This is a genomic window from Mycobacterium sp. IDUB_36 (genome assembly GCF_055419225.1).
Genome location: NZ_JBVAXH010000001.1, coordinates 1 through 12108, shown reverse-complemented (window position 1 = coordinate 12108; position 12108 = coordinate 1). Strand labels below are relative to the sequence as shown.

Below are 12108 nucleotides of genomic sequence, written 5' to 3'. Positions count from 1 at the left end.
TCACTGCGCTCGGCGCGCGGGCACCGAGGGAACCTGCGGTATCTCGCCGGCAGGCAATGGACCGCAGTAGTAGTTGCCCTGCACGACGTCACAGCCGAAACGGCGTAGCCACCGCCCCGTCTCCTCGTTCTCGATGCCTTCGGCGACGCTGGCGATGCCGAACTCCTCGGCCAGCTCGATCACCGACCGGGCGATGGTCGCGGCGCGCTGGTCGTAGAGAATCGGCACGATCAGTTGGCGGTCCAGCTTGACCTCGTCGATGGGCAGTTCACGCAAATAGGTCAAAGTCGAGTAGCCACTGCCGAAGTCGTCGATCGAAACCCGGACACCGGCGTCCCGCAGTCGATTGAGCACGGCCCGGCCCTTCACGAAATCGGCCACCATCAACTCCTCGGTGATCTCCACCGTCAGCAGTCTGGGAGGCATGCCGTGATCTTCCAGCACAGTCATGATGCGGTCGGGCAGGGTGTCGTCGTCGAGCGAGCGGGCCCACAGGTTGACCGCCACCGGAATCTCGGTTCCGGCCGCACGCCACGCGGCGCCGTCTGCCACGGCCCGGGAAAGCACCAAGTCGGTGACGGCATCCATCAAACCGTGCTCGCGGACCAACGGAAGAAATTCGCTTGGTTCCAAGATGCCCAGAGTCGGGTGCTCCCAACGCAATAACGCCTCAGCGCCGCAGAGCGTCCCGTCCAACAATTCGAATTGCGGTTGGTACACCAAGGTGAGCAGCCGGTCGTCGATGGCACGACGCAGATCCCACAACAGCTGAAGACGCGCGACACCGTCGCGGAAGGCTTGGCGTCGGCCGAGATGCGCGTCCAGCTCGGGGGTGAACACCTGAACGTCCGTAGCGCTGGTCTGCTCGGCGCGCGAGCGAGCCGCCTCGGCCTGATTGAGCAGATCCGCCGCGGCGATCATCACCTCGTCCTCCGCGTGTGCTGTCGCCACTCCGATACTCAGATGGACATAGACCCGGTTGGCACCGATCTCCAGCGCGGTGTCGAAGGCCAGGGCTATCCGCGTGGCCACCTGTGCCGCCACCTCGGGACGGTCTTCGACCAAGATGACGAACTCGTCGCCACCGAGGCGGGCAACCGTATCGCCGACCCGGACGCTGGCCTGGATCCGTTCGCCGACGCTGCGCAACAGCGCATCGCTGGCCGCGTAACCCAATGTGTCGTTGACGATGTTGAAGTCGTCGACCCTGATGCTCAGCACACTCAGCGGTACCTGCAGGCGGTGATGCAACCGCGCGGCATGCTCCAGCCGTTCGTCGAGCAATCGGCGATTCGCCAAACCCGTCACCGTGTCTCGCAGCGCGGCGTCGGCCATGGCCTCGAGCAGATGTCGCTTTCGCTCGAGTGCCATGAGGTGGCGCACGAGCATGGCGACGACGAGTACCAGGCCGGTGGAGAAGAGAAACGCGTCGACGCGATCCTCCGGCCAGAAGTGAAAGGCGCCGACGACGACCGCGATAACCGACGGCACGTACGGCAGCCAGATCGACAGCCTGGATGTCCGAACAGAGCTGCGCACGTCGAGGTCCGGTCCCGGCCGCGATGTGAGCGCCGACAGAGCGATGAGGTACAGCCCGCAGATCCACCCGAGCGTGACCATGCCGCCCGGAGTCCGACCAGGACTGTGCGCGCAGAGGTGCCACACCCCGCCGGCGCCGATCACCGCGAAACCTGCTGACATCAAAGCCGGAGAGAGCCGGCGACCCGGTTCGGTAGCGCGCACGACCAGCAAAGCCATGACGGCAAGGCCCAAATAGAACGCGGTAAAAACCACAAATAACATCCGGGGAATGCTCACCGTGGCTGCGGCGCCGAGGACCAGGCTGCCCAACGCCAGCAGCAACGATGCGGCGACGATGACGCCGTCCAGGAGCAGGCCGATACCGAAGCGCGCGTTGTCGCGACTGGGAAGCAGAACCGCTGCGCTCAACGCGCACACCGGCAACACCAGATATCCCAGCTCGGCCACCGACGCATTCGATATCGGCGCGGCGCCGCCGAGGGCGACATAACACCATGCGGCACTCCCGGCAGTCCAGCCGCCCAGCCCCGCTGAGACAGCGCTCCACGCCAGACGCTGACCGCCGTCCGCCGCCTTTGCTGCGCCACCCGCACAGGCCGTCGCGATACCACCCAGGGTCAACGCACCGACGGGGCTGAGGAGATCGAGGCCGGTGGGCCCGGCAAATGTTCTGCGGCCCAGCAGCATCGCGGAGAAAAGCACCACGCAGGCCGACGCCGAAACGACCAGCGCGATACGGCGTGCCGTCAATGCGGACATCTCTCGACCTGTCAGTGGTGGCTACCAAATTCCGGGTAAGCGACGCTCGCTTGTCAGCATCGTAAAAGACAACGATCCTGGCGGAGGCAATATCGGAGTGCTATTAATCCGCCGTTACAGCAAACAGCTTCGAATTGCCGAAATTGTTGTCGCAGTCAATTAGTTAAATGTCATTCGATGGCTTCGGAAACGTCGATCCACCTGTTTTCCAGGTCGGCGACGTCGCCCTCCAAATCGCGCAACTCGCCGGTGAGTCGGCCGACACCGACATGGTCGGCTTGGTCATGGTCGGCCAGCTCACGATGTTTGGCGTCGATTTGCTCGGCCAGACGCGCCAGCCTTCGCTCGATAGCCGAGATCTCTTTCTGTGCCGCACGCAGTTCCGCACCGGAAACCTCGGGCGGACGCGACGGTCTGACGGCCGACGAGGCGACGTTGCGGGCGTGCGCCTGCTCGGCCAGTCGCAGATACTCGTCGACGCCGCCGGGGAGGTGGCGCAGCCGGCCGTCCAGGATGGCGTACTGCTGATCGGTCACCCGCTCGAGGAGGTAGCGGTCGTGCGAGACCACGATCAGCGTGCCGGGCCAAGAGTCGAGCAGGTCTTCGGTGGCGGCCAGCATGTCGGTGTCGACGTCGTTGGTCGGCTCGTCGAGCAGCAGCACGTTCGGCTCGGCCAGCAGCGTGAGCATCAGTTGCAGGCGGCGACGCTGCCCGCCGGACAATTCGTTGACGCGCGCCGACAATTGGCCACCGGCGAATCCGAGGCGCTCCAGCAGTTGGGCGGGCGTGACGTCGCGACCGTCGACCTCGTACCCGCTGCGTAACCGGCCGAGCACGTCGGCGACCCGGTCCTGGGCCAGCGGCACCAGCTCGTCGCCTCGCTGATCGAGTATGCCCAGCTGAACAGTCTTGCCGCGCTTGACTTTTCCGCTGTCCGGCTGGACGGCACCGGTGATCAGCCCCAGCAGTGTCGACTTGCCGGCGCCGTTGGCTCCGACGATGCCGGTACGTTCGCCCGGCCCGATTCGCCATTCGACGTCCCGCAGCACGTGCCGGTCGTCGAATGAGACGGACACATCGAGCAGGTCGATGACGTCCTTGCCGAGGCGCGCGGTCGCGAGTTTGGCCAGCTCGACCGGGTTCCGCAGTGGCGGCACGTCGGCGATCAGTTGGTTGGCCGCCTCGATCCGGAACTTGGGTTTCGACGTGCGGGCCGGGGGACCGCGGCGCAGCCAGGCCAGCTCCTTGCGCATCAGGTTCTGCCGTTTGGACTCCGACACCGCGGCCTGACGATCTCGCTCCACCCGCTGCAGGATGTAGGCCGCGTAGCCGCCTTCGAATGGCTCGACGAGTCCGTCGTGCACTTCCCACGTGGCAGTCGCCACCTCGTCGAGGAACCAGCGGTCGTGCGTCACCACTAGCAGTCCGCCGGTGTTGCGGGCCCAGCGCCCGCGCAGATGCGTGGCCAGCCAGGTGATGCCTTCGATGTCGAGGTGGTTGGTCGGCTCGTCCAGCGCGATCACGTCCCAGTCGCCGATCAGCAACTCCGCCAACTGGACCCGTCGCCGCTGCCCGCCGCTGAGTGTGCCGATAACCGCGTCCCAGGCGATGTCGGAAACCAGACCGGTGACCACGTCGCGGATCCGCGGATCGCCCGCCCACTCGTGGTCCGGCCGGTCGCCGACCATCGACCAGCCGACCGTGGCGTCCGGATCGAGGGTGTCCGCCTGGCTCAGCGCTCCGACCCGCACACCGGTGCGCCGCGTGACACGTCCGGCATCCGGGCGTAGCTGGCCGGTGAGCAAACCCAGCAAACTGGATTTGCCATCGCCGTTGCGGCCGACGATTCCGATGCGGTCGCCGTCGCTGACCCCGACGGTCGTCGATTCGAAGACGACCCGGGCCGGATACTCGAGGTGCATCGCCTCGGCGCCGAGCAGGTGTGCCACCGGGCCGACCCTAGACGTCTGCCGCGTGACGGACGGCCGCGAGGCGGGCGACTAGGCTGGTCGAACGGGACCGGCACCGCGATCAAAGCAACGGGCGCACCCCCTGCGATGTGCCATGATGAGCGCGCTGTCAGGCCCACGCGCAGCACAGCATGGTCTTCGTTTCGAGGGAGCGGCGGCATGGATCTGAAGTTTTCGGCGGTCACCCGACCCGTTGAACGGCTGGTGGCGACGGCTCAGAACGGCCTGGAAGTGCTGCGGCTCGGCGGGCTCGAAACCGGTAACTCTCCCTCGCCGTCGCAGACCGTCGAGAGCACGCAGATGTACAAGCTTCGGCGCTACTACCCACCGGACAGCCGACCCGGGCATCCGCAGGCGGGTGAGCCGGTGTTGTTGGTGCACCCGATGATGATGTCGGCAAACATGTGGGACGTCACCCGGCAAGAGGGCGCGGTCGGAATTCTGCATTCCGCCGGGCTGGATCCCTGGGTGATCGATTTCGGCTCTCCCGACGAGGTCGAGGGCGGCATGCGCCGCAACCTGGCCGACCACATCGTCGCGCTGAGCGAGGCGCTCGACGCTATCAACGATGTCACCGGTCGCGACGTGCACCTGATCGGCTATTCGCAGGGCGGCATGTTCTGCTACCAGGCGGCCGCGTACCGGCGCTCCAAGAGCATTGCCAGCATCGTCACGTTCGGTTCTCCGGTCGACACCCTGGCCGCACTGCCGATGGGACTGCCGCCGAACATCGCACCCGGGGTGGCCACCTTCATGGCCGACCACGTCTTCAACCGGTTGGACATTCCAGGTTGGTTGGCGCGCACCGGTTTTCAGATGCTCGACCCGCTCAAGACCGCGAAGGCGCGGATCGACTTCGTGCGCCAGCTCCACGACCGCGAGGCGTTGCTGCCGCGGGAGGCCCAGCGCAGATTCCTGGAGTCCGAAGGCTGGATCGCCTGGTCGGGCCCGGCGATCTCCGAACTGCTCAAGCAGTTCGTCGCGCACAACCGGATGATGACCGGCGGGTTCGCCATCAACAGCCAGCTGGTGACGCTGACCGACATCACCTGCCCGATCCTGGCTTTCGTCGGCGAAGTCGACGACATCGGACAGCCTGCCGCGGTGCGCGGCATCCGGCGCGCGGCGCCCAACGCCGAGGTGTACGAATACCTGATCCGGACAGGCCATTTCGGTCTTGTCGTCGGATCCCGGGCGGCGCAGGAGAGTTGGCCGACGGTTGCCGACTGGGTGCTCTGGATCTCCGGAGACGGCAAGAAACCGACCGACATCTTCCCGATGGCCGACCAGCCGGACGAGCCCACCGATCGCGGCGTCGCGCTGAGTTCACGGGTTCTGCACGGGCTGGGTGAGGCCTCCGAGGTCGCCATGACCCTCGCTCGCGGAGCGGCCGATGCGCTGGTCGCCGCGAACAAGTCCGTGCGCACGCTGGCCGTCGAGACCGCGCGTACCCTGCCTCGTCTTGCGCGGCTGGGTCAGATCAACGACCACACCCGGATCTCGTTGGGCCGCATCATCGGTGAGCAGGCGCACGAGGCACCCAATGGTGAATTCCTGCTCTTCGACGGTCGCGTGCACACCTATGAGGCGGTGAACCGGCGCATCGACAACGTGGTGCGTGGGTTGATCGAGGTCGGCGTGCGCCAAGGTGAACATGTCGGCGTGCTGATGGAGACCCGGCCGAGCGCACTCGTCGCCATCGCCGCTCTGTCCCGATTGGGCGCCGTCGCGGTGCTGCTGCATCCCGACACCGACCTGGCCGCCGAAGTCAGGCTCGGGGGAGTCTCGGAGATCATCACCGACCCCGCCAATCTCGACAAGGCCCGGCAGCTGCCCGAGCAGATTTTGGTTCTCGGTGGTGGTGAACCCCGGGACCTGCACCTGCCCGACGACGCCAACGTCATCGACATGGAGAAGATCGACCCCGACGCCGTCCAGCTGCCGGCGTGGTACCGGCCGAACCCGGGGTATGCGCGCGATCTCGCATTCATCGGATTCAGCACTGCCAGCGGGCAACTCGTGGCCAAGCAGATCACCAATTACCGGTGGGCGCTGTCGGCTTTCGGTACGGCCTCGGCGGCGGCCCTGGGACGCACCGACACGGTGTACTGCCTGACGCCGCTGCACCACGAGTCCGGGCTGCTGGTCAGCCTGGGCGGCGCGGTGGTCGGCGGCACTCGGATCGCGTTGTCGCGCGGGCTGAAACCCGAGCGATTCGTGGCCGAGCTACACCAGTACGGCGTGACCGTGGTCTCGTACACCTGGGCCATGCTGCGCGACGTCATCGACGACCCGGGTTTCGTCCTGGGCGGCAACCATCCGGTGCGGGTTTTCATCGGCTCCGGCATGCCGACCGGTTTGTGGCAACGCGTGGTCGACGTATTCGCGCCCGCGCACGTCGTCGAATTCTTTGCCACGACGGACGGCCACGCGGTGCTGGCCAATGTGTCGGGCGTCAAGATCGGCAGCAAGGGCCGGCCGTTGCCCGGCGCCGGCCGGGTCGAGCTGGGCGCCTACGACGCCGAACACGACCTCATCCTGGAGGTCGACACGGGCCTGGTTCGCGTCCCGGACGCGAACGAGGTCGGCGTGCTGTTGGCCGAACCGCGCGGACCGATCGACCCGACCGCATCGGTCAAGCGTGGTGTCTTCGCTCCCGCCGACACCTGGATCTCCACCGAGTACCTCTTCCGCCGCGACAACGAGGGCGATTTCTGGTTGCTGGGCAGGCGAGGTTCCACGGTGGCCACCGCGCGCGGCGTGGTGTACACCGACCCGATCACCGACGCGCTCGGTCTGATCCCGGCGGTCGACCTCGCGGTGACGTACGGGGTGCCGATGGACGCACACCAGGTCGCGGTCACCGCGGTGTCGACCCGGCCGGGCGCGACGATCACCGCGGCCGATCTCACCGAAGCCATCGCCGCCATGCCGTTCGGCCTCGGCCCCGACATCGTCCACGTGGTGCCCGAGCTGAAGCTCAGTGCGACGTACCGTCCGACGGTGAGCGCGTTACGCGCCGCCGGGATCCCCAAGGCGGGACGTCACGCGTGGGTGTTCGACGCCGAGGAGAACAAGTTCCGACGGTTGACAGGTCCGGTACGCGCTGAGTTGTCTGGTGCGCAATGACGTTCGGAGCCAATGTGATTGACGAGAAACTGCTGAGCATCCTGGTTTGCCCGGCAGATCGAGGTCCACTGCTGCTGGTCGATCAGGTGCTCTACAACCCGCGGCTGCGACGGGCCTACCGGATCGAGGACGGCATCCCGGTCTTGCTGGTCGACGAGGCGGCGGACGTGAGCGACGACGAGCACGCCCGCTTCATTGCGCAGGCAACGCCGGCAGATCCCCAGTGAGGTAGCGCTGCAGGTTCGGTGCGATGGTGTCGGCGACCTGCTGCGCCGGCAGGGACGCGAACGGCTCCAGGCCCAGGATGTAGCGCGCCATCACGACACCCACCAATTGCGAAGCGACGAACTGGATCCGGACGATCCCAGTACCGGGTGGGCTGTCGACGCGGGGTCCTATCTCGCCGCCGATCACATCCTGGATGAAGGTGCTGAACAGGTTCACCTCTGAGCCCGCCAAGATCGAACGCAACGTGGCGATGAACCCGGCGCCGATCTCAGAGTCCCACAGCGGCAACAGTATTGATGGAAGCCGGTAGCCGAGCTGCTCGACGGGCACTTCGCGCAGCGGCCCGATCACGTCCATCGGGTCGATCGGGATGTGGACGGCGGCCGCGAACAGTTTCTCCTTGGTGCCGAAGTAATGGTGCACCAAGGCAGAGTCCACGCCTGCCGCCGCTGCCACAGCGCGGATCGACGTGTTGTTGATCCCGTTGCGGGCGAACAACTCTCGAGCACTGTCCAGAATCCGCTCGCGAGTGTTCGAATTCCCCGCGGGCCGGCCGGGTTTCTTGCGTCCGGAGTCGGCGGTGGTCACGGCGTCTGCCGGCGCAGAGTTGCCGCGGCCAGGCACAATGCCGCGACCGCGAACCCCAGCACGATCGCAATGTCACGCACCGCGACACCGGTCAATTCGCTGTGAGCTCCCACTTGTTGTAAGGCCTCGAGGGCGTAACTGGCCGGCAGCACATTGCTCACCCATTCCAGCCACGTCGGCATCAGACTGCGCGGCGCGATGATGCCGGCCAGCAGCAGTTGCGGCACCATCACCAACGGGATGAACTGCACGGCCTGGAACTCCGTTCGCGCGAACGCGCTGAACAGCAACCCGAGGCCCACGCCGAGGACCGCGTTGACGATCGCGATCACGAACACCCACAGCGGGCTGCCGGCGGTGTCGAAGCCGAGTAACCAGAACGAGACCACGCACGCCAGGGTGGCCTGCACGGCCGCGGCGAGTGAGAACGCGGTGCCGTATGCGATCAGCAGATCCAGGCGGCGCAACGGGGTGGTCAGGATGCGCTCCAAGGTTCCCGACGCCCGTTCGCGCTGCATGGTGATCGACGTGATGATGAACATCAAGAACAGCGGAAAGAGGCCCAGCAGAATCAGACACGCGTTGTTGAACGGCGTCGGTGCGCCCGGCCGGTGCGGGGCGTTCTCGAACATGAAATACATCAGCGTGATCACCAGCACCGGCACCAGCAGGATCATCGCGATGCTGCGGGGGTCTGCCGCCAGTTGGCGAAGGATCCGGAAGGTGGTGGCGCCAAACGGTTTCAATTGCCCCGACAGCCCTACCCGGCTTTCTTCTTGATGATGGACAGGAACGCGTCCTCCAGCGACCTGCATCCGGTGTCCTCTCGTAGTCGGGTCGGGGTGGTGTGCGCGACGAGGTAACCGTCACGCATGAGCAACAGGTCGCCACAGTGGTCGGCTTCGTCCATCACGTGGCTCGACACCAGCAGCGTGGTTCCGCCGCGGGCCAGGTCGGTGAACTGTTCCCACAGATCTGCGCGCAGCAACGGGTCCAATCCCACGGTCGGCTCGTCCAGGACAAGCAGTTCCGGCTGGCAGACCAGCGCACAGGCCAGCGACACCCGGGTGCGCTGACCGCCGGACAGGTTGCCGCTGTAGGCGGTGGCATGGTCGCCGAGACCAACCCGCTCGACCGCGGATTCCGCAGCCTGCCGGCCAAAACCGTAGAGCGCCGCGAAGTAGCGGACGTTGTCGATGACCCGCAGATCGTCGTAGATCGTCGGATTCTGCGGCACATATCCGATCCGCTGCCGCAGCGACGACGACCCGGCAGGCAGACCGAGCACCCGTACCGTGCCCGACGTCAGCTGCTGGGTCCCCACGATGCTGCGGATCAAGGTGGTCTTCCCACACCCGGACGGCCCGAGCAGACCGGTGATGCTGCCACGACCCAACCGCACCGAGAAGTCGTGCAGGGCCGGACGTTTACCGCGGATGACCCGCAGGTGGTCGATGTCGATGGCCACCTCGTGGCGATTCGTCGTGAATTCATCACGCGATGAAGTCATCATGCGATGAATATCCGCCCCTGCCGAGGCGCTGTCAAGGGCCGCAGGCAGAATTCCTCCGGTGGGATCGCACCAGTTGGCGGTCGACCCGGTCGACGCAGCGCGTCGACTCCTCGGCGCCACCCTCATCGGTCGCGGCGTCAGCGCCACGATCGTGGAGGTCGAGGCCTACGGTGGGCCTCCCGGCGGGCCCTGGCCGGACGCTGCGGCGCACTCCTATCGCGGTAGCACCGCTCGCAGTGCCGTCATGTTCGGACCGCCCGGCCGGCTGTACGCCTATCTCAGCCACGGGATTCACACCTGCGCGAACGTGGTCTGCGCCGCCGACGGGGTGGCGGCGGCCGTCCTGCTCCGGGCGGCGGTGATCGATACCGGACTCGAGGTCGCCCAATTCCGCCGCAACGCGTCGATCCAGCCACGAGCATTGGCGCGCGGCCCGGGCAATCTCTGCGCTGCAACAGGAATCACCATGGCCGACAACGACATCGATCTGTTCGATGTCGACAGTCCGATCCGAATCGAGCTCAACGAGCCGGTTCAGGCAACAGCGGGTCCCCGGGTCGGCGTCAGCCATGCCGCGGACCGGCCGTGGCGGCTGTGGCTGGCTGGACGCCCCGAGGTATCCGCCTATCGACGCAGTCCACGAGCACCTGCGCCGGGTGACAGCGACTGATTCGGGTGCGCCCGCGGGGAAGGTGCCGCGCACATGCGCGAAGATCTATCTCCGTGGGCGCTGAAATCATCGAAGAGCTGAGTTGGCGTGGACTGATCGCACAGTCCACCGACCTCGACGCGCTGACCGCGGCGGCCACCGAAGGGCCGATCACCCTCTACGCCGGTTTCGACCCCACCGCGCCCAGCCTGCATGCCGGGCACCTGGTCCCGCTGCTGGCGTTGCGCCGTTTTCAGCAGGCCGGCCACCGGCCGATCGTCCTGGCCGGCGGCGCGACCGGCCTGATCGGCGACCCACGCGAAACCGGCGAGCGCGTGCTCAACACCGCCGAGACGGTCCAGGAGTGGACCGGTCGAATCGGCGGGCAGCTCGGGCGCTTCGTCGACTTCGACGGTTCGCCGACCGGCGCCATCGTGGAGAACAACCTCGAGTGGACCGGCGCGATGTCTGCGATCGAGTTGCTGCGGGACGTCGGCAAGCATTTCTCGGTCAACGTCATGCTGGACCGCGACACGGTCAAGCGGCGGCTCGAGGGCGACGGCATCTCGTACACGGAGTTCAGCTATATGTTGTTGCAAGCCAACGACTTTGTCGAACTCCACCGACGGCATCAGTGCGTGCTGCAGATCGGCGGATCCGATCAGTGGGGCAACATCATCGCCGGCGTCCGGCTGGTGCGCCAAAAGCTTGCCGCCTCAGCTCATGCGTTGACGGTCCCGCTGGTGACTTCCGCCGACGGGACCAAGTTCGGCAAGTCGACCGGCGGGGGCAATCTGTGGCTGGACCCCCAGATGACCAGTCCCTACGCCTGGTACCAGTACTTCGTCAACACGGCCGACGCCGACGTCGTCCGGTACCTGCGCTGGTTCACCTTCCTGCCGGCCGATGAGCTGGCGGAGCTGGAGGCCAGCACCGCCGAACGCCCCCAGCAGCGCGCGGCTCAACGCCGGCTGGCCCGCGAGCTCACGACGCTCGTCCACGGCGAGCAGGCGACCGAGTCCGTAGAGCAGGCCAGCGGCGCGTTGTTCGGTCGCGGTGAACTCACCGGCCTCGACGAGGCCACCCTGCAGGCCGCACTTCAAGAGACGTCGGTCGCCGAGCTGGTGCCGGGTGCGCCGACCGGGATCGTCGACCTGCTGGTCGCAAGCGGCCTGGCCGAGAGCAAGGGGGCCGCACGGCGGACGATCGCCGAGGGCGGGGCCTACGTCAACAACGCCAAGATCGATTCCGAGGACTGGGCGCCGCAGCCGGCCGACTTCCTGCACGGACGGTGGCTCGTGCTGCGCCGCGGCAAGCGGAACATCGCCGGGGCCCAACGCGTCGACTGATCTTGAGGCGGCGTGAAACACGCCTTCTAGCAGCCTGTTTGACTCCAAGTTTCCTGTCACGTAACTTAATCGAGTCGCTGCGACCCGGTCAGTCCGGAGAGCGCGGCGGCATCCCAGAGGGAAGAACCGCTTCGGTGGTTTTCCTTCGACGTCCGCAGAGCGAGTGAGCGGCTTTCAGCCGCGGGTCTTGTGCGCGGCCGTTGTGGGTGTTGTTTGAGAACTCAATAGTGTGTTTGGTGGTTTTGTTTTTGTTGTTGTTTTTTGGCCATGCTTTCTGACTTCCCGTGTTGGGGGGTGTGGTTTTTTTTGTTTTTGATGCCAGTTTTTGGTGTCTTTTTGCTGTGATCAGGTTTCTCTGATTGTGAATTCTTTCCTGCCTGT

The 12108-nt window shown here is 66.2% G+C and carries 10 protein-coding genes; 4 read left to right on the top strand and 6 right to left on the bottom strand.

Translation table 11 applies throughout. The features are described from left to right. Window positions 1–2301, bottom strand: a complete 2301-nt coding sequence (locus tag ACZYW1_RS00050; protein ID WP_463782249.1) for a putative bifunctional diguanylate cyclase/phosphodiesterase — start codon at window positions 2299–2301, stop codon at window positions 1–3. Window positions 2302–2471: 170 nt separating this feature from the next. Further along, on the bottom strand, window positions 2472–4250 hold the full coding sequence (locus ACZYW1_RS00045; RefSeq protein ID WP_463782247.1) for an ABC-F family ATP-binding cassette domain-containing protein: 1779 nt from the start codon (window positions 4248–4250) through the stop codon (window positions 2472–2474). 180 nt (window positions 4251–4430) lie between these two features. Here ACZYW1_RS00045 and ACZYW1_RS00040 point away from each other — a divergent pair, with 180 nt between their 5' ends. After that, a complete protein-coding gene (locus ACZYW1_RS00040; RefSeq protein ID WP_463782246.1) occupies window positions 4431–7400 on the top strand; it encodes an acyl-CoA synthetase in 2970 nt (989 codons plus the stop codon). A gap of 14 nt (window positions 7401–7414) precedes the next feature. Beyond that, window positions 7415–7627 carry a Trm112 family protein gene (locus ACZYW1_RS00035; protein ID WP_463782244.1) on the top strand — a complete coding sequence of 71 codons (213 nt, stop codon included), beginning with the start codon at window positions 7415–7417 and terminating at the stop codon, window positions 7625–7627. Here the strand turns inward: ACZYW1_RS00035 and ACZYW1_RS00030 are convergent. From ACZYW1_RS00030 to ACZYW1_RS00020, 3 genes are read right to left on the bottom strand one after another with little or no spacing between them, the layout of a single operon-like run. Next, complete coding sequence (locus ACZYW1_RS00030; protein WP_463782242.1) at window positions 7593–8216, bottom strand: TetR/AcrR family transcriptional regulator; 624 nt, start codon at window positions 8214–8216, stop codon at window positions 7593–7595. The two genes, ACZYW1_RS00035 and ACZYW1_RS00030, sit on opposite strands and share 35 nt — an antisense overlap. Beyond that, window positions 8213–9031 (bottom strand): ABC transporter permease, encoded by an 819-nt coding sequence (locus ACZYW1_RS00025; protein WP_463782240.1) that lies wholly within the window; start codon window positions 9029–9031, stop codon window positions 8213–8215. Before ACZYW1_RS00025 ends, ACZYW1_RS00030 begins: the two co-directional genes overlap by 4 nt. Then, complete coding sequence (locus tag ACZYW1_RS00020) at window positions 8977–9729, bottom strand: ABC transporter ATP-binding protein (protein WP_463782238.1); 753 nt, start codon at window positions 9727–9729, stop codon at window positions 8977–8979. The genes ACZYW1_RS00025 and ACZYW1_RS00020 overlap by 55 nt, the downstream gene beginning before the upstream one ends. A 58-nt stretch (window positions 9730–9787) precedes the next feature. Between ACZYW1_RS00020 and ACZYW1_RS00015 the strand changes: the two genes are divergently transcribed. Both ACZYW1_RS00015 and tyrS read left to right on the top strand, forming a co-directional pair. Further along, the gene (locus tag ACZYW1_RS00015; RefSeq protein ID WP_463782237.1) at window positions 9788–10399 is read left to right on the top strand and encodes a DNA-3-methyladenine glycosylase; all 612 of its coding nucleotides are present in this window, start codon (window positions 9788–9790) and stop codon (window positions 10397–10399) included. A 53-nt stretch (window positions 10400–10452) separates the two neighbouring features. Further along, the gene (tyrS, locus tag ACZYW1_RS00010) at window positions 10453–11727 is read left to right on the top strand and encodes a tyrosine--tRNA ligase (protein ID WP_463782235.1); all 1275 of its coding nucleotides are present in this window, start codon (window positions 10453–10455) and stop codon (window positions 11725–11727) included. Window positions 11728–11815: 88 nt separating this feature from the next. Here the strand turns inward: tyrS and ACZYW1_RS00005 are convergent. After that, the coding region (locus ACZYW1_RS00005; protein ID WP_463782234.1) for a hypothetical protein at window positions 11816–12108 on the bottom strand (293 nt) is incomplete at its 5' end.

Excerpts from the sequence above, each read along its gene's own strand:
- ACZYW1_RS00050 (WP_463782249.1), bottom strand. The coding sequence starts at position 2,301 with ATGTCCGCATTGACGGCACGCCGTATCGCGCTGGTCGTTTCGGCGTCG.
- ACZYW1_RS00040 (WP_463782246.1), top strand. The coding sequence starts at position 4,431 with ATGGATCTGAAGTTTTCGGCGGTCACCCGACCCGTTGAACGGCTGGTG.
- ACZYW1_RS00025 (WP_463782240.1), bottom strand. The coding sequence starts at position 9,031 with ATGCAGGTCGCTGGAGGACGCGTTCCTGTCCATCATCAAGAAGAAAGC.
- ACZYW1_RS00020 (WP_463782238.1), bottom strand. The coding sequence starts at position 9,729 with ATGATGACTTCATCGCGTGATGAATTCACGACGAATCGCCACGAGGTG.